Origin of the sequence: Alkaliflexus imshenetskii DSM 15055 (genome assembly GCF_000517065.1) — a bacterium.
Taxonomy (GTDB): domain Bacteria; phylum Bacteroidota; class Bacteroidia; order Bacteroidales; family Marinilabiliaceae; genus Alkaliflexus; species Alkaliflexus imshenetskii.
Window position 1 is genome coordinate 3,577,789 of the sequence record NZ_KI912105.1, and the last position, 21,987, is coordinate 3,599,775.

At 43.7% G+C, this 21,987-nt stretch carries 12 protein-coding genes; 5 read left to right on the forward strand and 7 right to left on the reverse strand.

Annotation, left to right across the window (positions count from 1 at the left end; all coding sequences use genetic code 11):
• Positions 1 to 6: 6 nt before the first annotated feature.
• The 4 genes from ALKIM_RS0114840 (at position 7) to ALKIM_RS0114860 (ending at position 6,890) form a co-directional block, all read left to right on the forward strand.
• Positions 7 to 867, forward strand: coding sequence for a sugar phosphate isomerase/epimerase family protein (locus ALKIM_RS0114840; RefSeq protein WP_026475333.1), 861 nt, complete (start codon positions 7 to 9; stop codon positions 865 to 867).
• A gap of 168 nt (positions 868 to 1,035) precedes the next feature.
• Entirely contained in the window at positions 1,036 to 1,881 is an 846-nt protein-coding gene (locus ALKIM_RS0114845) for an FAD:protein FMN transferase (RefSeq protein WP_026475334.1), read from the forward strand.
• A gap of 125 nt (positions 1,882 to 2,006) precedes the next feature.
• Positions 2,007 to 3,275, forward strand: coding sequence for a Gfo/Idh/MocA family protein (locus tag ALKIM_RS0114850; RefSeq protein WP_026475335.1), 1,269 nt, complete (start codon positions 2,007 to 2,009; stop codon positions 3,273 to 3,275).
• A gap of 669 nt (positions 3,276 to 3,944) precedes the next feature.
• A complete protein-coding gene (locus tag ALKIM_RS0114860) occupies positions 3,945 to 6,890 on the forward strand; it encodes a choice-of-anchor Q domain-containing protein (protein WP_026475337.1) in 2,946 nt (981 codons plus the stop codon).
• A 201-nt stretch (positions 6,891 to 7,091) separates the two neighbouring features.
• Here the strand turns inward: ALKIM_RS0114860 and ALKIM_RS0114865 are convergent, their stop codons facing one another.
• The 4 genes from ALKIM_RS0114865 to ALKIM_RS0114880 all read right to left on the reverse strand — a co-directional run bounded on the left by ALKIM_RS0114865 (position 7,092) and on the right by ALKIM_RS0114880 (position 15,156).
• A complete protein-coding gene (locus tag ALKIM_RS0114865; RefSeq protein WP_084555909.1) occupies positions 7,092 to 8,081 on the reverse strand; it encodes a PorP/SprF family type IX secretion system membrane protein in 990 nt (329 codons plus the stop codon).
• Between the two features lie 70 nt (positions 8,082 to 8,151).
• The gene (locus ALKIM_RS18775) at positions 8,152 to 9,084 is read right to left on the reverse strand and encodes a T9SS C-terminal target domain-containing protein (RefSeq protein ID WP_044117998.1); all 933 of its coding nucleotides are present in this window, start codon (positions 9,082 to 9,084) and stop codon (positions 8,152 to 8,154) included.
• Positions 9,085 to 9,246: 162 nt separating this feature from the next.
• Positions 9,247 to 10,287, reverse strand: a complete 1,041-nt coding sequence (locus ALKIM_RS18780; RefSeq protein WP_084555910.1) for a PorP/SprF family type IX secretion system membrane protein — start codon at positions 10,285 to 10,287, stop codon at positions 9,247 to 9,249.
• 72 nt (positions 10,288 to 10,359) lie between these two features.
• A complete protein-coding gene (locus ALKIM_RS0114880) occupies positions 10,360 to 15,156 on the reverse strand; it encodes a T9SS type B sorting domain-containing protein (protein WP_026475339.1) in 4,797 nt (1,598 codons plus the stop codon).
• Between the two features lie 530 nt (positions 15,157 to 15,686).
• Between ALKIM_RS0114880 and thrA the strand changes: the two genes are divergently transcribed.
• On the forward strand, positions 15,687 to 18,116 hold the full coding sequence (gene thrA, locus ALKIM_RS0114885) for a bifunctional aspartate kinase/homoserine dehydrogenase I (protein ID WP_026475340.1): 2,430 nt from the start codon (positions 15,687 to 15,689) through the stop codon (positions 18,114 to 18,116).
• Positions 18,117 to 18,224: 108 nt separating this feature from the next.
• Here thrA and speA read toward each other — a convergent pair whose 3' ends face one another.
• The 3 genes from speA to ALKIM_RS18790 all read right to left on the reverse strand — a co-directional run bounded on the left by speA (position 18,225) and on the right by ALKIM_RS18790 (position 21,859).
• Positions 18,225 to 20,117: a biosynthetic arginine decarboxylase gene (gene speA, locus ALKIM_RS0114890; protein WP_026475341.1), complete on the reverse strand. Its 1,893-nt coding sequence runs from the start codon at positions 20,115 to 20,117 to the stop codon at positions 18,225 to 18,227.
• A 140-nt stretch (positions 20,118 to 20,257) separates the two neighbouring features.
• A complete protein-coding gene (locus ALKIM_RS18785; protein ID WP_052345589.1) occupies positions 20,258 to 21,262 on the reverse strand; it encodes a glycoside hydrolase family 5 protein in 1,005 nt (334 codons plus the stop codon).
• A 21-nt stretch (positions 21,263 to 21,283) separates the two neighbouring features.
• Positions 21,284 to 21,859, reverse strand: a complete 576-nt coding sequence (locus tag ALKIM_RS18790) for a membrane lipoprotein lipid attachment site-containing protein (RefSeq protein WP_052345590.1) — start codon at positions 21,857 to 21,859, stop codon at positions 21,284 to 21,286.
• Positions 21,860 to 21,987 lie beyond the last annotated feature (128 nt).

The window sequence follows — 21,987 nt, forward strand, 5'->3', positions numbered from 1 at the left end:
AGAACCATGAAAAAAACAACTTTTATAACGCTACTGCTTGCCGCACTAATGCTGCACATTGGAGTTGCCGGCTGCAAAAATGAAGCAAAACCTCTGGTTTCTGACCCTGGCGTGGTGTCTTTTACCTTCCGTAACCAGTTTTCAGAAGATGTGCCTGGAACTCTGGATATGATAAAAGGGATGGGAATTACAAATATTGAGTTCTCTAATCTGTTTGGTTTAACTGCGGATGAAATGAGGGCTTTGCTCGACGAGCGCGGAATGGTTTGTACTTCTTACGGTGTAGGCTACGAGGTGCTTGTTGGTGAAACCAATCGTGTGGCTCAGGAGGCTAAGACGCTGGGTGCAAAATATGTGCGTGTGGCTTGGATTCCCTTCGAAGGGGAGTTTACCATTGATGATGCCCAACGTGCTGCTGCGGATTTTAATCGTGCAGGTGAGATTTTAAGAGCTTCCGGATTATATTTTTGTTACCACAATCATGGCTTTGAGTTCAGACCTCACAATGATGGAACACTGTTTGATTTTCTGGTTCAAAATACCAATCCCGAATATGTAAGTTTCGAAATGGACATTCTTTGGGTAACCCATCCGGGGGCAAATCCCGTATATTACCTCGAGAAGTATCCGGAACGTTTTCGTCTGATGCATTTAAAGGATTTGAAAAAAGGAGTTGCTGGTGATTATTCCGGCCGAACACCTCGTGAAAATGACGTGGTTCTGGGAACCGGACAGATAGACATCCCTGCTGTGCTAAAGGCTTCAAAAAATACCAATATCGAATTTTATTATATTGAAGATGAAAGTCAGGATGTAGTTGAAAGAGTGCCGGTAAGCCGTGCATATATATTGAGCATTATGGAGTAGAGGGTAGAGGGTTTGGTTAATAAGCTGTTTTGTAAAGTTGTTCTGTTTTTGGCTTCACGGTTGATTTGAATCACAATCATCTATTACAAATAGAAAGTTTATTATCTTACCACCCACACCTTAGTTTATGTTAAGTATCTTGTTATGGACGTTTTTCATCATTCATGTATGGCAATGGGAACCAGGTTTAATATGGTGGTTCCCGGCTTGTCGCATTCCGATGGTGAACACCTCTCCAGAGTCGTTACCGGCATACTTTGTTCTGAAGAGTCGCGTTTGAGTGCTTATATGGCCAATTCGGAGGTGTCTTGTATAAATCGCCTGGCACCTGCCATGCAACAGAAGGTTTCGGATGAAATGGCCGCAGTTTTAGACTTTTGCCAGTTAACATGGGAACAAACAGGGGGCGCTTTTGATGCAGGCATGTTCAGATTAAAGCAAGATGCTGGTTTAGCGGGTGATGATTTTACTGGTGGGTGGGAGTATGTGAGGTGGAACAGCTTTGAGCGTATGATTTATTTTGAGAACAGCCAAACAGCCATCGATTTAGGTGGTTTTGGAAAGGGGTGGGCACTCTCTAAAGTGATTGATTATCTGAAATCTGAAAAGATCGATTCTGCATTTATCAGTTTTGGCGAGAGCTCGATCACTGCACACGGCGCTCATCCGCTGGGATCAAATTGGCAGATTACCATATCGCATCCATCAACAGGTGTTGCAGCTCTTTTTGAGCTAAACAATCAATCGGTATCTGTGTCGGGCTTAAAAACTCATAGTGGAGATCTTTCTGAAAAAGAGCAATTTCACATAATACGGCCTCAACAACATGCTATGGTGGAAGAGAACCGTGTGGTGGTTGTAAAGTCAGAAAGCCCATTGGTAGCAGAGGTTTTGTCAACGGCAGTGATGGCGGCTTCAGATTCACAGATTAAGAAGATTTTGAAAAACTATGAGAATCATAAAATTTATGTGTGTGAAAGTGATTCTCCAGTATTTAAATGCATCTCAGGTTAAGGTTTTAAAAACGTTTTTGATGCATTATTAGCTGTTTCTAATACATCGGTTTTTAAGTTGAAGGTTGTTAACCTTTGTCCCTAACAGTCAATTAGATTTGTAAATTGCCTTAAATCAAATAAGTAATGAAGGATCAAAGCAGAAGAACGTTTATCAAGAGTAGTCTATTTGCCGGGTCAGCCCTTCTGGCGCCGGTTTCGTTGATGAGCCTGATGGGACAACAGAAGCTGACCGGTGTTGGCAGCAAAGTGCATTTGGGTGTAATTGGTACTGGCTCACGTGGTATTTATCTCATGCAGATTATTAATTCAATTGCAGCGGAAAACAATATGGAAATTGTGGCGATATGTGATAACTATGCGCCAAATCTCGAGATGGGTCAATCCATCGCTCCTGGTGCCAAAGCTTTTACCGATTACCGTAAGCTGCTTGAGGTGAAGCCTCTCGATGCCGTAATTATCGCCACTCCCCTGAACGAGCACGCGCACATCACAATCGATGCTTTGGATAACGGCATTCATGTATTTTGCGAGAAAGCAATGGCCCGCACTATGGATGATACATTGGCCATGGCACAGGCTCATTTGCGTACAGGTCGCATTTTACACATAGGTCATCAGCGGTTGTTTGATCCCAAGTTTTTGAGGGGCATGAAAATGGCTCATGACGGTGAATTGGGACAAATTACCCAGATAAGGGCATACTGGCACCGCAACAATGATTGGAGAAGGCCTGTACCTGCCGACAAACCAGAATTGGAACGACAAATCAACTGGAGACTTTACAAGGATTATTCATGTGGGCTCATGACAGAGCTGGCTTGTCACCAGATTCAGGTCGCCAATTGGGCCAAGAAGGCTTTACCCGTTGAAGTGCGTGGCACTGGCAGCATAAGCTTCTGGAAAGATGGGCGTGAGGTGGAGGATAACCTGGCACTGATATACTCTTATGCCGATGGTACCCAACTGATTTATGACTCCATGATTCAAAACAGGAAGTATGGCCTTGAGGAACAAATAATGGGGCATCTGGGTACACTCGAACCCGAGTCAAACCGTTTCTTTTCTGAGAACCCTCCGGCACCCCCAAAACCTGCGGGTATCGTCCAATTAATTCAGGATTTGGAGAAAAATGTGTTTGGCTCAGTGCCCATAGGTAGCTCTTCCTGGGCTCCCGAAGTGGCTATGACCTACAAAGGCGAGGAGTTGGTGCCTGGCAACAATACGGATGGCTCGCTGGAACAGTTGATAGGTTTTGCCAATTCGGTGAGGGAGGGAAAGCCAATTCCTGGATTGTTCGAACAGTGCTATTATGGTTCTGTCTGGACTTTGCTGGGTCAGGAGGCTATTGATACAGGAAAGGTTGTGACCCTTTCTGAAAAGTATGTGATTTAATGTCTTGTCGTGCTGATGCATTGCATGAAGGCTGCATCAGCCCATGAGCATAGTTGGATTATTTTTACATGTAAGGAGCCATAGCGAGCGCTTCAACAGATGGGAGCAAGTTTATTCGGCGAGTTCCATCCCGATAAATCGGGACACGCTCTGGCAACTGAAAAACAAAATATAAACAGATGAAAGATATCATAATACCTGCTAAAATCATCAAAGCTGAACTTCGAATAGCTTTGATTATATGGCTAATAGCCAACCTGATTAATATATTTTCCATATGGAAGTATGATACCAATTGGTTCGAGATTGTATCGTTTCAACCTATGGTTCTTTTTCTTACTCTGATTTTTTACGTGGTTGTTTTGGTTGTTAGGGGCGTAATATATTTGGCTAAAACTGTTGTTTGCAAAAAAACTGTCAGTTGACACTTGCTGGTTGAAGATTGAACCAGGTTCCTTTCAATTATGTGCTTATAGTCAGTAATTGGTGGTTGTTTATCTGATGTCATAGTATAAAGTTTTTTGCTGTTTGTCGAAAAATACAGGGTGTTCATGTAACTTTATTCTTTTTAATCTGTAAAAGTTATATTGTTGTATCGATTAACGATATTTTTACCTGTTGCGATTTATTTTGTAACGTTATTTGATGAGCTGCATATAGCTTTGTAATATGAAATTGAAAATCACTACCCGAAAAAATTGTTTACTGATAGCTCTGCTTCTGATTTCCGGAATGTTTTCCTTGAAAGCAGCGGCTCAGGACTTATCTGATGAACTCATAAATTTTGATGCGTCATTAACTGAACCTGTGTGGCCGCCGGAACTAGTGTCCCCGACCAATAGGTATTTATATGCATCAACTGTATCTGAAGTAGTTCTGAATTGGAGTTTTTCCGGACAGGAGTTCTTCGAAGTTGAAAAATTTCGTGTTGAATATAAGATTAATACAACTACAGGTTCTGCCGAAGTAGATGGTACCACCTTTTCGTGGACGCTTACTGGATTGGGGCCAGCATCTGCAGTACAATGGCGTGTTTGCGCTGTGGGCAGCGAACAAACAGTTTGTTCCCAATGGTTCGAGTTTGCTGTTAAGCGCGATCGTCCGGTGTATGTCAGCACCAATGGCACAGGAACCGGTTCGTCATGGGCCAATGCTGCTTCTCTTCAGTATGCTTTGACCAATGCCGTTTTAGGTGATGAACTTTGGCTGCAAAGAGGTACTTATAAACCAACTACAGCAATCGACCGAGCTGTCTCATTTAAAATTTCCGAAGGTGTTAAACTTTATGGTGGATTTGTTGGTACCGAAACAGCTCTTGCACAGCGAAACAGGCTGCTTAATCCTACTATATTAAGTGGTGATATAGGTGCTGAAGGCAATCATACTGATAATTCATATAACGTTGTTTGGATGGAGGGCACGTTTGATTTGCCCATCACCAATAATACGCTTATTGATGGTGTTACAATTACTGGTGGCTATGCAGATTTAAATTCTTCAAACCGCGAGCGCGGTGCAGCACTTCAGTTAATTAATGCTTCTCCCATCATTGTAAATGTGGTTTTTCGTGACAATTACGCGCTGAATTTTGGTGGGGCGGTTCACGGTAATACCGGATCAACGGCACATTTTTATAATACAATATTTCATAACAATAGTGTTGGACGGTTTGGGGGCGCAGTTCTGGCCAACAACGTGATGCGGTTTTTTAATACCGTATTTTTTGGTAACAGAGCAGGAGAGCGTGGCGGTGCTATCAACGGCCCTGCTAATTATGTGCTTCTCGATAACTCAGTTGTTTGGGGCAACAATGCACCTGCTTTCCCACAGTTATTCAATGTTATAGCATCCTATTCCATTATTGAAGGTGGGATTTTAGGTGTTGGAATTCTCAATGAGGAACCTGGATTTTTAAATGGCGAAAAGGGCGATTTTCGCCTCAACATGCAATCTCCTGCTCTAAACAAGGGTAGCAATGACCTGGTTCCGGGCTGGCTAACTACTGATTTGGCCGGAAATCCCCGAATTCTGGATGGCACAGTTGACATTGGAGCTTATGAAGGGTCTAAGATTACGCCGTTTCCATCATCGCCTGTAAAGGATTTCTTTTTTGGTTCAGAGGTTACAGAGGTGCAGGTTCAATGGCAATGGCCAACTCAAGCTCCTGAACATGTCACAGCATATTCGATAGAAGTGCGTGTGAATGACGAGCCATCCGTTTTTTTTACTGCCGATACAGATCATTCCGCAACTGTTACGGGCTTATCTGCCACCGATAGAGTTAACTGGCGCGTGGGTGCCGTTTACGCATCGGGAGAGGAGGCGTGGTCACCTTGGACACGGTTCTTTATCAAACGCAACACCCCGCTTTATGCCAAGCCCGGGGGCACTGGTGATGGAAACTCATGGAGCAGTGCAACCAATCTTCAGAATGCACTTGAAATGGCTGTTTATGGCGACCAGATATGGGTGGCTTCAGGAGTTTACTATCCTACAACTGGAACAGATCAGACTATTTCATTTAATGTCAAGGATGGCGTTAGGCTGTATGGCGGTTTTGCCGGCGTAGAGACTTCCTTGTCTGAGCGCAAAATTTTGAATAATAAAACCATTCTTAGTGGCGATATTGGTGTGAAAAATAATCTGGCAGATAACAGCTACCATGTGCTGGCCGCAAGGGGCACCTCGGCAGCTCCTATCACAAATGCTACATTGATTGATGGTTTTGTAATTGAATACGGATTCGCAGCTACCTATACAGGGAACAATCAGCATGCGGGTGGTTTGTACTTGCTTAATGCGAGTCCTCGTGTGGTTAATTGCTGGTTCAGAAACAACCACTCAAGAGACCGAGGCGGTGCTGTTTTTGGAGATAATGCGTCCAATCCGGTTTTTGCAAACGTAATTTTTAGTCATAACAATTCACAGCACGATGGTGGAGCTGTATTCTCCAACTCGGCCATGACATTCCATAACTGCCTTTGGTACAGTAATAATTCGGCCTATTGGGGTGGTTCTATCTCAGCATCAACCAATAATACCACCAATGTTTATAATTCCATTTCGTGGGGTAACAGAGCAGCTGTAAATTTTAATGATTTCAGAAATGTGCGGGTGCGAAATTCTCTGGTAGAGGATGGTTCTGGAATAGGAAGCCTAACTGCGAATCCCAAATTTGTGGATGCTGATAACCTGGATTTCAGGTTGCAGGCTGAGTCTCCGGCGTTAAACACTGGTCTGAATCAGTGGGTTCCGGCATGGCTTACTCACGATATTGCCGGAAACAATCGCATTGTGGCCACTCTTGTGGATATGGGACCCTTTGAGTTTACTGACGAAACCAATTCCATCGATGATCTGTTTGCGCGCGATAAATTTATGGTTTGGCCTAATCCAATGAAGCGCAATGGAGAATTGAATATTGCACTATTGGCATCTGGTCTAGATGTGGGATTGTCCATCTGGGATTTGTCTGGTCAGAAAATACTGTCAATTGATCAGGTAGATTTTTCCGGTGTTTACAGTTTTCGGCCGGATTTGTCCTCAGGTGTGTATTTTATCGAAATTGGGAATGCTGCAGGCCATCGGTTAATACAAAAGTTAATTGTTGAGTAACGTCTACTTTCTCATTTAGCATTTTTTTGGGGGGATGATTGAAAATCATTGCTATTCTGCACGCTTACACAGAGATATTTCTGATGAGGTACGCTGCAATTGAATCGAAATGCTGAGTAGCTAACCTCGTACTCAATTATAGTTTTCAGACCAGACGTGTCAACCAAAAAATTGTCCTGAAGTAGATGGGGTGATTAATGGTTAAAAGAAATGTCTGATTGAGTTCATCTTTACATCTTCCTCTTTTTTGCGGATAAACTCGCGGTCGCGGTTCCTTAAGTAGAGTTTTCTAAAGTCGTATGTGATGGTAATTTCCTGTCTTCCAAAGGGGTTGATGTTGCCTTCCATGTGATAATCGTAAGCATACGCGATGGATAAATCTTCAGCTATGCGAAATGATAAACCAAACGGAAGCGTTTTGTCGGTTCGGTAGCCCGTTGTAATGGTGAATAAATTTTGATACGATACCCTTAGGGCGAGATCGTGGGTGACTATTTTATCCCCCGAAAACCTTGAGAGTGTCGAGAATTGAACGCCGTAATCGTAAGCGAGTGGACGGGTTATGCCGCTGGCAAGAAACCAAGTTTGCCGCCATGGGGTTGTAGCAGAGGGCTCTTCGGGCAGTGTAATGGCTGATTTTAATATCTGTGGCGATGAAAAGCCAAAGAATATAGATTGCGTGAACAGCACAAATCCAGCTCCTGCAACAGGCTTAAATACATTCTCAATATCCTTTGCAAAGTGAGAGTCATTTTCATTGATAATATCCAATTGATTGAGATTTAACCAATGGTTATCAACTCCCCCATTTAATCCAAATGAAATAAACATACTATGGTTAATGCGCAGCAAATACGAATAGGTCGCTGCCACGCGGCTGTCAATCATAGGTCCGGCCATGTCTGAAAACAAAAATCCGCCAATTGCAGCCTTGGTGTCATTTATTGGTGAGTGCATGCTAAAATAGTAGGAGGAGGGAGCACCTTTCACGCCAATCCATTGTTGACGCGACGATAAATCAAATGCAAGTGAGTTTCGGATGCCCGTATAGGCCGGATTTATCAAAATCGGCTTTTCATGGAAGTTTGTTAAAAATGGGGTTTGCTGTCCTTGTGCGCTATTTGCAACAATGAAGCCCAGGCATATCATTATGCTATGCAATAAACGGCATCTATGTTTCAAATGTAGCATCTAAATTTTGTGGTTTAAAAAAGTAATGTTGTTCTTTTATATAAGGTCAATAGCACTGCTATTATTTTATTTACTTGCTAAGATATATAAAACCTGTGAATTCGTTTTTTATATTGGGTACATTCATTTTGTAGTAATAGATGCCGGATGGCAACATCTGGTTTTTTTGTGATCCTGTATTGGCTCTGCCGTCCCACTCTTTAAAGTTGCTTTCCTGAAAAACAGGTGTTCCGTTTCTGTTTACAATGACGATTTTTATGTTGTCAATTTCTCTGAATGCTGGTATTCTGAAAGTGTCATTGGTTCCATCACCATCCGGCGAAAAACCCTGAGGTATAAATATTTCGTTTGCATCTTCGCTTCGGTGATAAACTACCAGCATGCCTTCGTCGCAATCATTGTCTGCATCGCACACTCTATAACGTAACACATCTTCGCCTATAAAATAGGAGTAGAATCTGCTTGAAATCGATAAGTTGGCAGTTACCTCTGAACTCGCATTTTTGAAATCTTCAATTATCTCCAGCTTGATAGGTAAATCAAATAGATTGAGGTCGTTGGCCAACACATCAAAGTCATAAAGTTCCCATATTCTGATGTTAACCGTATCGTTAATAGCTTTTGGTTGATAATCATAATCCAGAACAATTATGGAAACTTCAGCCCTATCGCAATAGCCGGAATTGTTACAAACTTCATATTCCAGATTATCAAAACCAATAAAATAAAGGTCGGGGGTGTAGATGATGGAATTGTTGGCGGTAACAATGGCCGAACCATGCTTGGGTTGACGCGTAATTCTGAAACTTTTTACGCCATCTTGAAGGCCATCATCATTATTCAGCACAAACGATTCCCAGCTTGTGTTTTCAAATAACCTGATTAGGTCATCGTTGGCTTTAATATATGACGCTTCATCTGTAAGGTGTTGACTGGCTGCGTTCGCAAAGAAGGAGCCAAAGAGTATCGCAATCATAACTATAATCCGGAAATCATGCCTCATCCGTACAGAATTTGGGTGAATGATGTTACTGAATATGTGTGCCACCGTGTTATATAATTGAAACCATTCAACCTTTAAACCATCGCTCGTATGGCTTAAAGGTTGAATGCTTTTGTGTTTGTGATATCAGGGTTATCCGGATTTAAGCAATCCATTAATAAATTAACGTCTGAAAAGTGATTTTCGTGTCTTTGGCGCAACAGAACTTTCACCTAAGCCGTTGGAGGCTTCGCTGCAAGGTATTGCTCTTCTGCTCCGATCAGTGCAAAAACGATATCCAGCAACAAGTAGCATAGCACTTCCATAATGCCGCTGAGCTCCGGTCATTCCCAGTTGATGTTCCAATCCAATGCTCAGACTTCTGTAGTCCAGCCCCAATGTTGTTGCAAATCCCAAATCTTTCCCAAACTGGTCATCCATGGTTCTGCGATACATCAGAATTGACCAAATGGCAATGTCTGGGGTGGGTGTTGGCATGTACATCTTGAGGTTTAAATCCATTCTCCGGTCGTTCTGAGCGTTAAACCTAAAGTATGCCATTGGTTCAAGATACAAATCCCTATCAGCAACTTTCCATGATGTACTGGCGAAGAAGTGTAAATCCATTGGCAAATCAGGCTCCCATTCCGAATTGTACATGGGATTGTTGTGTGGAAGTATGTTTGTTGCGGAGAGGCCTGTGTTAAACTTGTTTATCCGTAAAATGACACCACTATTTAGGTTAAACCCAAAACCTCTGTCAATGCCTCCGCTTATCGAAGGGTCTGGAATTCCGCCAGGGGTGTTAAAGGATGTCTGGTCAAGTGATGCCTGTTCCACCAGTGCCGAAAGACCAAACGATAAAGTGGTGAAACCTCTGCGATTTTCCCTCAGTGTAACCCCTGTTGAGAAGGATTGCTGGAGGCTCAATTTTTTGTTGTGCCCATTGCGGTCGTTGTAAATATAGGTGCCAGAACCCAACCCTTGAGTGAGCTGTGTTTGAAATGACAGAAGCTGGGTTGTAGGTGCCAGATCAGTGCCAAACCACTGCTTTTGAAAAAAACCGTTTATGGTAATACAGTCGCTATTGCCTCCTGCATCTGCCGGATTCATCAGAAAACGGTCATATACATACTGGTTCGTTATGAAATGTCGCTGCGCCATGGTATTTGAAATACCAATAAGCAGGCAAATTGTTATGTAGATAAGGATTTTCATAGCCATTTTTAGGTAAAAGCAGGTAAGGAAAGCATCCCATGCCCGCGGAACTTTATCCGGAGCATGGGCGCATGGTCTCTATCGTTTTAGGGTTACGTTACCCTTATGTATTTTATTTGTTGGTTTTATTATAATCACATACCAATAATCATCCGATGGTAGTGGACGATTCTGATAAGTCCCATTCCATGGTGGATCTGATGCAAGATACTTTACCAGCAATTTTCCATATCGGTCATAAATCATTATTTCTGAATCTGGTACGCGTTCCAGTCCTTCAATAATCCATTCATCGTTTATACCATCATTGTTTGGGGTGATGACGTTGGGTACGTTCAATTCCAAATCGCCACTCAGTGCAAATGTGGTGAATGTAGTACATCCGTTTGCATCCTCAAGCACAACAATGTGTTCACCTTTGGGGATGTTTCTAAATGTATTTGAGGTTTGTGGATTACCATCATTTAATATGTATTCAAAAGGTTGTGTGCCTCTGTCAGGATCAGTAAAGATGGTTACCTGCGCATAAAAGGTTGAATCTACACCGGCTATTACAGGTGTTGAGTGATATTGTACATTAAATGTCTCTTCCAGTCTAAAACAACCATCGAATACGGATACAGTATAGATGCCACCTTCTGTCACGCTTATTTCACGCGATGTTTCTCCTGTGCTCCATTCCCATGTGAGGATTGGGAAGTATTGTTCATCTTCGGTGTAGATAATGAAGGTATGTTCGCCACCATCCAATTGAATCTCATCAGGCTCACATGCTTCAAAATCTCCTCCTGCCAGGTAAGTTGGATCTTCCATGAACTTAACTGTTTTGGCAGCCCAGCCCCAGCAGTTTTCATCGTTCATAACGCGCACAATGTTGACTGTATCCATCAGGGTGGCTTCGATGGCACGGTTGCGTGAGCCGGTATGCCATTCCCAATCAATAAAATTGCCATCGGGTACGGTAAGCATGAGAGGATATTCTACCGGACAGATTACCAGGTCGGGACCCAGGTCTATTTCAGGTGCATTTTTACGATTTACGTTGATGGTTCCGCGGTTTTCGCATCCATTGTCGTCAATTACTCTTACAGTGTATCTGCCGCTGAAAACAGTGATGCTGGTCGTATTTTGCTCTCCGGTTGACCAGAAAATCTGATTAAAAGGCGGGATTGTAAGTTCAACTTCTTCACCGGGGCAAATGTCGATGTCGCCACCAAGGTTTACCACCGGATTTGGGTTAATGGTGATATTCACGTTGTCAGTGGTGGAGCAATTGTGCTGATTCCACACCTGAAGGCTCACGTTTCCTGAGCCCGGTATGCTAAAACTGTTCGTTTGCCCATTGGCTGTATTTCCGTTCCATTCGTAACGTGTAAAATCGCTTTGCGCTTCAATTGAGATAATTGCACCTTCGCACAGAGCGCGGTCAGCACCTAAACTGAATTGCGGCGATGGCAGTACTTCAAGCGTCATGGATGCCACACTTAAACACCCTTCGTCTCCATTATCGTAAAATCTGCCATTGAGGTCACGCACATAGAGCGTATATTCTCCGGGGGTGTTAACCTGATATGGGGCTGGTACAACAGCTCCGTTAAATCGCCACTCGTGATGCAGAATCTGAGTCTCAAGGCCGGCAGGAAGTTCCAATGTAAACATCTCGCCTTCACAAATTGAAGCATCAGTAAGGGTTATCTCCGGCACAGAATAGATAGAGGCCAATGCCGACTCGGTATGGAAACATCCGTTGTTGTCGAACACAGTAACCCGATAAAGTCCCGGATCGTCAACTTGTCTGAATAAGTTGGGTGAATTGGGTGCCATGTTTGGATTGTTGATGGTTGGTCCATTCCACCACACAATGCGGTCTACACCAAAATCTGGCATATAGCCGTGTATGATATCTGATTCTTCAAGTCGGCCTTCCCTAAAGCCGTTTATTTCAAGAATAAGCGGTTCTGCCGGACAAACATCTACATCCCAAAGAGAGAAGTCGGGGTTGTCAATAAGCACCACCGGCGTGGTTACGCTTTCGGCAAAGCATCTGTTTTCCTGAAGAGCCAATACTGAAAAGATACCTGGTTCAAAAACCTCAAGGAAATCTTCTGTGTTGCTTTTACCCGGAATATCCTCGAAAATACCTGTGATAGAGTTGAACTGTTTCCAGTTGTACTCTATAAAGTTCCGGTTGTTATCAACAAGAATGGTAATGTGCATGGTGTCGCCACGACAAATCAGACCTTGTACTTTTTCTGTAAAGGCAATTTCAATTGACGGGGGAGGCAGTACTTCCAGATTAAATGCACCAGTGACATTACAGTTGTGCTGATCCAGTGCTGATATGTGGTAGCTGCCCGAATGGCTTGCATCAGCTGTTTCGAAAAAGAGTACCTCATTGTTGGCTCTTGGGCTGCCGGTTGTGGGTATTATTGGTCCGGTAGCACTGTTGCGGCGCCACACATAATTGGTAAACTGATTGTCTATTCTGATTTCCATATCGGCACCTGCACACATAGAGGTGTCGGCTCCGAAAGTGAACAGGTTGGCATTGTACCATTCAAAAATAGCCGATGCTGTGGATTCACAGCCAAACTCATTGGTTACACGCACCCATACATTGGCTTCGGGCTGATTAAGGGTAATCTGACTGCTATTGCTGGTGTTAAACCATTGGTACGAACTAAAGCCTGAAAGCGTATAAGTGTGGGGTTCTCCCTGACATTTGATTTCGTCGCTCAGACTTACGACCGGCAAGGGGCGTACATTGATTTGCCGTGTCACGGTGGTGAAACACATCTCTGGGGAAGTAACCGTGATGGCATAGTTTCCTGAAACAGCAGGAGTGATATACGGGTTGGTTTCACCGGGAAGATCCACACCATTGAGCGACCATTGATAATCGAACTCCTCAGGTGCATTTACCAACGAAATGGTTTCGCCTTCACAGATGTCTGAACCTGACAAATCCAAAGTAACCGTTGGGTTTGCATAAGCCACCACCGATATGGTATTGGTTGCTGCACAACCCATTGGGTCTGTAATGGTAAGACTTATCTCGTATGTTTGGTCGGCATCGGGCACAAATGTCAGGCTGTTGGTGTTGTTCGTAAAGGGCGACCATTGAAATGTGTGATTATCAAATCCGTTAATCTCAAATGAGATGGTTTCACCATGACACACTTCAATGTCTTCGCCAAGACTGAATTCGGGCTGGTTGAACTCTACAAAAAGCTCATCGGATGCCACGCAGCCATAACTTTCCATCTCTACAATGTATCTTCCTGAGCGGGTTGTTGAAATTTGTGATGCCACGCCAAGATCTTCTCTTTCCAAGGTTTCGGGATTAAAAAAGAACCAGTTTACGCTTTCAATACCCTGGGCCGTTCTTAACACAATTTCATCGCCAACGCAAGCGGCTGTGGGGGGTAGTATTGATACAGAGCTGTACGATGAGAAATAGCCATAACTCATACTGCCCTGATTTTCATCCATCACACTTAAGTGAAACAGTCCACTGTTGTTTACTCGGTATGGGTTTCCGGTAGCCAAGTCCATCTGCTTCACGGCGGTGTACCAGGTGTTAGGCTGCCCTGGCGCACCGGTACCTGCCACTGGTCGCCAGTCTGCTCCTGTTGGCAGCAGATTGCTCACATTGGCATTTTGATAATCAAACATCTGGAAGCTATTGATGTTCTTATATTGCGTCATTATCTGCATAAAGAACCGCTGGGTTAGCGTTCGCGTAATGGCAACACTGGTTGAGCCGGTACACGTAACTGGCGGCAGAATGGCGCTGCCTAGCTCGTTTCCTGAATTGGCATTGTTCGGATGGTTGATGCCTGATACCTGATAGGCATAGATGGGTTTGTCAGAACTGATGTGGATGGCATTTATCATCTGTCCGGTAGTCGGATTAGCAATATTCACGGCATACATCTCCCTTCTGTTGAGCGTTCGCGAATAGATGCCATTGATGTGGATGATAGTATTATCCTGTGTTGCAAGAATATATACTTTTTGGATGCTTTTGGTGATAGGATTTCCGTTAGGTTCATTTTGGTTGAATGCTGTGTGCATGGCAATGTACTCTGTCCCAATTATGTGGACGGGAATCAATTGATCCCCAATCAGGTCATAAGCTCCTAGAATGTTACTGCCGTTTGTGGTTTCGGCAATGGAGTCATCAGAAATTGTAACAGCAATCGGCTTATTGGAACGGATGTAAGTGCCTCCCAAGTGTCGCTGGGTTTGCCAGGCATCGGCTTCGAGGCCAAAAGACTGACCCCTGTTGAGGGTAATGGTGAAAACATCATTGGCCGGTCGACCTTTCACATTGTCAATATTACTCAGGTCGATAAATATTTCGGTGTTGTCTTCAGTGGCCACAATGTCAATACGCTCCCGGTCAGGCACCGTGAGGTTTCTGTTTCTAAAATCGTTTTGTGAAGGCACGTAAAACTCGTATCCCAGAGCATTCGAGCCTTTCAAAGTAAACTTATCCGGGTTCACACCGTTTGCTACTTCATAGTAAACCGAAACATGCTCTGTAGAAGTAATCAGTATGCCTTTGTTGTTAATGGTGTTATATGGGCGATTTTCAACCAGATTGAGGTTGGTAAATTGATATCGCTCTTGCGAATTGGCCGGAATAGACAATGTTACCGGCGTAAAGGCCGGATTTGCAGGTATCGAAATGGTAACCGTAGCCGGTTGATTAAAGGTTGTTACCCGCAAATAAACCGGATTATCTCCGTGTGTTGAACTTACTTCGGGTGCCACAAACCAAAAAGTTCGGTCTATTTGTGCATTGGCTCCAAATGTACCAAGTAGCAACAGGGTGTATATGGTGATAACCAACCATCTGTAATTTTTCATATCAGTAAAATAGGTAAGGTTCGATATTTGTTTTACTCTTTTATCTCCTTAGATTGATAAAACAATAATTCACGTTTGATAACAGTTTTTAGGTGCTATAATCAGTTAACCGACAAACATAGAAAAATACTATGATTTGAGTCCGTTTTCTGTAGAATTTTTTACGCTGGCATTTTAATTTTTGTTGCATATAAACACCTCTTTTTTTACAAAACATATAAAAATGTGACACTAATCATGATTTAATATACATTATGGATTAATTTTTAATGGATATTGAACAGGATGGGTAGCAAGTTAAATTGTTTTCTATCATGTTGTTAATTCTTCATTTCCATTATTGCATCAAAATGCTTTGTAACTTGTGTTTTTTGTGTATTTTTGTGTTTTACGCATAATTAGATGCCTGATATGAGACTTTGTGCATATTTATACAAAAAATTAGGTTTCTTTCTCACCACCCCTTAGGGGGGAATTTTAATCTTTCAGGCGTATCTTAAAACTATGATTAATCCATCCAATCTGTTTGTATGAGAGTATTGAAATTTGGCGGGACTTCTGTAGGTTCAGCTGAAACCATAATCCGTGTAAAGGAAATTGTATCATCCATCGACGAACAGGTGATCGTTGTAGTGTCGGCGGTAGGCGGAGTTACTGACCGACTGATTCGGGCGGCCAAGCTGGCTGGCGAAGGGGATCGCGCATGTTTTGACCAACTGGATGCAATTATAGAAACCCATCTGGAAATTATCAGCAAACTTTTTGATTCTCCGGCGCGACCCGAAGTTGAAAGGCTTATTGAACCTGATATTGACGAACTGCGGGTCATTCTCAGAGGCGTTTTTATGATTCGGGAACTAAGTCGTAAAAGCTTTGAAAGCCTCTCAGGTATTGGCGAACGGTTGTCGTCTAAAATTATTGCTATCTATTTGAATGCGCAGTGGTTCGATAGCCGTGAGTTCATCAAAACAAACTATGAATATGGTCGCAATCAGGTTATTGTAGATGAAACCAATCATCTGCTCCAAGCGGTTAGCGGGCATCTTGGTAAGCTTTCCCTCTTTCCCGGATTTATAAGCTCCAACAACAGAGACGAAAACACTACGCTCGGAAGAGGGGGCTCTGACTATACGGCTGCATTGCTGGCAGCTGCTTTTGGCGCCAATGTGCTGGAGATTTGGACCGATGTGGATGGTTTTATGACTGCCGACCCCCGCGTGATTTCCCGTGCCTACTGCATCGATAAACTGAGTTATTCCGAGGCCATGGAGTTGTCTCATTTTGGTGCCAAAGTGATTTATCCGCCAACCATTTTACCGGTTTATCAAAAGCATATTCCCATAAAAATTAAAAATACGTTTAATCCCGATGCCCCGGGTACTTTAATTTCCACCGAATCGGGTACCACCGGTTCGCGCCAGATTAAAGGGATATCCTCAATAAAGAATGTCTCTTTGGTTACAGTGCAAGGGATTGGGATGGTAGGTGTTACCGGAATCTCTATGCGGCTGTTCTCCTCATTGGCAGCACGTGAGGTGAATGTGATTCTTATTTCGCAGGCATCATCCGAAAACAGCATTTCCATCGTAATTGATTCAGAGCAAACTGCCATAGCCCAATCGGCCATTGAGCACGAGTTTCGTCGGGAAATAGCACACAAGCAGATTAACAACATCACAATAGACGATGAGATGGCAGTGGTGGCTATTGTGGGCGAAAACATGAAACATACCACCGGAATTGCCGGATTGCTGTTTAACAGCGTAGGGAAAAACGGGGTCAATGTTTATGCTATCGCACAGGGAGCTTCGGAACTTAATATCTCTTTTGTAATTAAGGAGCGGGACATTCGTAAAGCGCTTAACGTGATACATGAGTCCTTTTTCTTGTCGGATTATTTCAGACTAAATCTGTTCCTTGCAGGAAAAGGCACAGTGGGAAGCAAACTTTTGAAGAAGGTAAGTAGCCTGGCCGATAAGCTGATGAAAGAGAATCGATTAAAGATTCGTCTGGTAGGTGTTGCAGGCAGCCGTTCGATGCTTCTTGAGCGTGAGGGTCTGAACCCTGATACGGTTGTATCGCAGCTGGAGAAGGATGGTATTGCGGGTTCTATTAACGATTTTAAGAATAGAATTATTGAAATGAATGTGGCCAACAGCGTGTTTGTAGATTGCACAGCAAGCGAAGATGTGGCTGCAATATATCAGTCTCTACTCGACGCCAACGTGTCTGTGGTTACGGCAAATAAAATAGCCAGCTCCTCCAGTTATGCTGCATACAACCGGTTGAAGTCCACCGCGCGTGAAAAGGGTGTGAAATTCTATTTCGAAACCAATGTGGGTGCAGGTCTGCCAATCATTGCACCCATTAACGATCTGGTTCGTAGCGGCGATAAAATTGTGCGTCTGGAAGCGGTTGTATCCGGAACCCTTAACTATATAGTGAACACTCTTTCACAGGAACGTCCTTTGTCGGCTGTTATTGCCGAGGCTCGTGAAAAAGGTTTTAGCGAACCCGACCCACGTGTTGATCTCAGCGGAACCGATGTGGTGCGTAAACTGCTCATTCTTGCCCGTGAATCTGGTTATGTGCTCGAGAAGGACGATGTGGAGGTTGAACCTTTTGTGCCTGCCGAATACATAAAGCTTCCTTCACTGGAAGCATTTATGGAGCGCGTTTCGGAACTGAATGCTTCATTTGAGGAGCGACGTAAAAAACTCGAAGCTGAAGGTAAGCGTTTGCGTTATGCGGCACGTCTTTCTGATGGGAAGGCCCGGGTTGGCCTGATAGAAGTGGAGAAGAACCACCCATTTTATGATTTGGAAGGTAGCAACAACATTATTCTTATATGGTCGGAGAACTATTTTGAACATCCGATGCAAATCAAAGGATATGGTGCCGGTGCTGATGTAACGGCTGCCGGTGTGTTTGCCGACATCATTAAAGTGGCTAACGTGTAAACCTGATTCTCTACGAATCACAGGCATCAATAAATACTAATCCCGCCATCCTGAAGATAATTCCAGATGGCGGGATTATTTTTTTTAATACCCTGTTAGTTTGAAAAGCTACTCCAGGTAAGTGTATCCATAGAGACCAGACCGGTAATTTGAGAGGAACTCTTTTCCTTCTTCGGCTGATATTTTTCCGTTTTTGACAGAACTTGTAACCCAGGTTTCAACAGTGCGAACAAGCTTTTTGGGATTGTATTGCACATATTCGAGTACCTCAGCTACCGATTCGCCATCAATGATTTGTTCAATTTCGTAGCCGGCTTTGGTTACGCTCACGTGAACGGCGTTGGTATCGCCAAACAAATTGTGCAAATCACCTAGTATCTCCTGATAAGCTCCCACAAGGAACACGCCAATATAGTAGGTTTCCCTTGATTTTAAAGAGTGAACTGGCAGATAGTGCGAGATGTTGCGTGTGGCAATGAAATTGTCAATTTTCCCATCCGAGTCGCAGGTGATGTCCTGAAGTGTGGCATTTCTCGTTGGTTTTTCATCGAGCCTATGAATAGGCATGATGGGGAAAATCTGATCGATTGCCCACGAGTCAGGTAGTGACTGAAACAGCGAGAAGTTGCAGAAGTATTTGTCAGACAATATTTTAGACATGTTTCTGAACTCGTCAGGTGCATGTTTGGTGGCCACAGCCATTTGGTGAATGTCATTGGCTACGGACCAGAACAGCCGCTCAACTTTGGCTCGGGTAACCAGATCGAGCACGCCAAGGCTGTAGCGATCCAACACCTCCTCGCGTATTTGGAGTGCATCGTGCCAGGTCTCGAGCATACGGGTTTGGTTGAGTTTGTCCCACAAATCATAAAGCTCGTGAACCAACTCATGATCATCTTCCTGTATTTCGTCTTCATCCTTCCACATGGGAGGAGAAGTGGCTTCGAGTACTTCAAATATCAGTACAGAGTGGTGCGCTGTTAACGACCGCCCCGATTCGGTAATCACGTTGGGGTGGGGGATGTCCTCTTTGTCTGCCGCATCTACAAAGTGAGAAATAGAGTCGTTCACATACTCTTGAATCGTGTAGTTTACGCTACTCTCACTCATCGACGATTTGGTGCCGTCGTAGTCAACGCCAAGTCCACCGCCTATGTCCACAAAATCGATTTTGAAGCCCAGTTTATGCAATTGCACGTAAAACTGAGCCGCTTCGCGCAACGCAGTTTTAATGCGTCGTATTTTGGTAACCTGACTGCCTATGTGAAAATGGATGAGTCGCAAACATTCCTCCATTTTGTTCTTTTCCAAAATTTCGAGTGCTTCCAGAAGTTCGCTCGAGGTAAGTCCGAACTTACTGCTGTCACCACCTGACTCTTCCCACTTGCCGCTGCCGCTGCTTGCCAGTTTGATGCGCACACCAATGTTTGGTCTTATTTTGAGTCGTTTGGCTACTGATGCAATGAGGCGCAGTTCATTAAGTTTTTCAACTACAATGAAAATTCGTTTCCCCATTTTTTGAGCCAATAGAGCCAACTCAATATAATCTTCGTCTTTATATCCGTTACAGATAATGAGGGAGTCGGTTTCGGTATTGATGGCCAATACGGCATGCAATTCGGGCTTTGAACCGGCTTCCAGTCCGATATTAAACTTTTTTCCGTGACTCACAATCTCTTCCACCACCTGTCGCATTTGGTTTACTTTGATGGGGTAGATGATGAAGTTTTGCGCTTTGTACTGGTACTCTTCAGCTGCCAATTTAAAACAGTTGGATATGGTTTCAATCCGGTTGTCAAGAATATCCGGGAAACGGATAAGTACCGGGTTTGAGACGTCACGAATCATCAGTTCGTCCATGAGTTCTTTCAGATCAACCCCGCCGTTACCGGCTTTGGGCGTCACTGTTACATTTCCCTTCTCGTTGATGGAAAAGTAATCGACTCCCCAACCGTTGATGTTGTAGAGTTCAGCAGAATCTTCAATACGCCATTTTCTCACTTTCTGTCAGTCGATTTTAAAGTTTATAATAATGTGCGAAATAACCACTTTTTTATGAGAAAAGAAAACTTGCTGACCGATGTTTGGTTTTATCCATTAACATATATGGAGCACAGTTTATTAATATGGAATGTTCAGATTTATTTTATCCTTGGTTTTGCCGCGGTATTTTGTATCGAAAAGGGATGGGTTACGGCAACCTCTAACCCCCAGTCGGTAAGGCCTTCGAACATGCCTCTGTGTTCACCTTGCGTCATATCCATTTCAGGGCAGTCGCCGTTGCGTACTTTTCCCCATGACCATGCCAGCCATCCGATTTGATGTTTTTCGCATTGTTCCATGATGGTTTCGTAGTCGATGCTTCTGGCGCAGCCAACACCCATCGGGGCAAATTCTCCTACGATTATTGGCAAATCGAGTGCTACCGAACGTTCAATGCCTTCTACTATGCGTTGCGTAGAGCCGTCATCGGAAACCCACCACATGTGCACTGAGAAGATAAGGTTTTGCAACGGGTCGTGAGCCAGTAACTTTGGCCCTGTGGCAAGAAGTATCTCCAAATCCTGCCCCCAGCCCGAGGCATCAATCACCAGCGGACACCGTAACCCAGTGGCTCTAATCCTGTCAATGGCATGTTTGTATCCTTCTGTAAATGTTTCGGCATCTATGCCGTGGTCGCCACATTCGTTGGCAATGTTCAGTAGCAGATAGGATTCATGTTTTTTGAGAACAGCTACAATGGCTGAATCTGTCCAATAATCAACCTGCTCATTCAACTTTTCCCACTTTCCGGTTGCGCCATGCAGTTCAGGCATTGGAAACATGCCGTTGTCTGCAGTGTTTTGAATTATCCGATCTAAGTTTTCGGGTGTTGCTTTGCCGTTCTCATTGTTGCTTAGCCAAACAATGCGCAGCGTATTCGACCCCGTTTTTGCTATTTGGGGTATAGTTATTTCTCCGGTTGTGTCATCAGACCAGATAAACATCTCGTTTACACCGCGCATCACAAGCTGCTCGCCAAAAACTGTGTATATGTTCTTTCCGTTAACCCGAATTACATCCGAAGAAGGGTCACTTGTTTGTGTTGATATGCATGCCGATAGCCATACTGATAATATGGTTATCAGAATAGAGTTTTTTATCATAGATTGGATGGTTTAGATGGTTTATTCCAATGGCGTAGTAAGGTCAAATTCGGCACGAAATACAATCTCGCCTAAATATCCGAGTTCATAAGTCATGGTTGATAAGTCCTCGGAAAGGATGACATTCCACTGACGATCCAATTCATCGTTTAGCAGTGTATTTGTGTATTCATCGGCAGGAAACGATTGATTAAAAGCCGTGCCATTGCCATCAGCATATCCGCCATAAAGTGTGAGATCCTCGGGTGTGCCGTCGTCGAGGCGGTGATCGTGACGAAACCTGAGTTTACCATGGTCATTGATGAACATCCATGTGCGCGACTGGTCGTCATCAATATGAAATGGTATATGCACCTCGTCGTGTTCACAAGTGGTAATATAGATTACCATGCTGCGATGTGCCCATCTGTCGCGCCCTTCTTTGGTGTATGTCTCCTTACCTGCAAAGGATTTTCCACAAAGTGAGGCCAGATTATTCATAAAAGCCTGCTCTACTTCGGTGAGGGCTGGTGATTCAAGAACCTGTGACTGCTGCGGTTGATTGCCACAGGCAGATAATGCCAATGCGAGTACCAATGAAAAAAAGATTCGTCTCATTTCGGTAATGGTTTAATTGTGAATAATTAATAATGGTTCGTTAAATTATTGTATGATGAATGCATAAGAGTCAATAAGTCGACGATTAAGGGATTTGGTGCGGGGTTTGTGAAATTTAGCATTCATTT

Bases quoted from the DNA above. Each gene is read 5' to 3' on its own strand.
- ALKIM_RS18780 (WP_084555910.1), bottom strand. From the start codon at position 10,287: ATGGCTATGAAAATCCTTATCTACATAACAATTTGCCTGCTTATTGGT.
- ALKIM_RS0114845 (WP_026475334.1), top strand. From the start codon at position 1,036: ATGGCAATGGGAACCAGGTTTAATATGGTGGTTCCCGGCTTGTCGCAT.
- ALKIM_RS0114850 (WP_026475335.1), top strand. From the start codon at position 2,007: ATGAAGGATCAAAGCAGAAGAACGTTTATCAAGAGTAGTCTATTTGCC.
- ALKIM_RS0114865 (WP_084555909.1), bottom strand. From the start codon at position 8,081: ATGCTACATTTGAAACATAGATGCCGTTTATTGCATAGCATAATGATA.
- ALKIM_RS0114880 (WP_026475339.1), bottom strand. From the start codon at position 15,156: ATGAAAAATTACAGATGGTTGGTTATCACCATATACACCCTGTTGCTA.
- ALKIM_RS18790 (WP_052345590.1), bottom strand. From the start codon at position 21,859: ATGAGACGAATCTTTTTTTCATTGGTACTCGCATTGGCATTATCTGCC.
- thrA (WP_026475340.1), top strand. From the start codon at position 15,687: ATGAGAGTATTGAAATTTGGCGGGACTTCTGTAGGTTCAGCTGAAACC.
- ALKIM_RS18775 (WP_044117998.1), bottom strand. From the start codon at position 9,084: ATGAGGCATGATTTCCGGATTATAGTTATGATTGCGATACTCTTTGGC.
- ALKIM_RS0114840 (WP_026475333.1), top strand. From the start codon at position 7: ATGAAAAAAACAACTTTTATAACGCTACTGCTTGCCGCACTAATGCTG.
- ALKIM_RS18785 (WP_052345589.1), bottom strand. From the start codon at position 21,262: ATGATAAAAAACTCTATTCTGATAACCATATTATCAGTATGGCTATCG.
- ALKIM_RS0114860 (WP_026475337.1), top strand. From the start codon at position 3,945: ATGAAATTGAAAATCACTACCCGAAAAAATTGTTTACTGATAGCTCTG.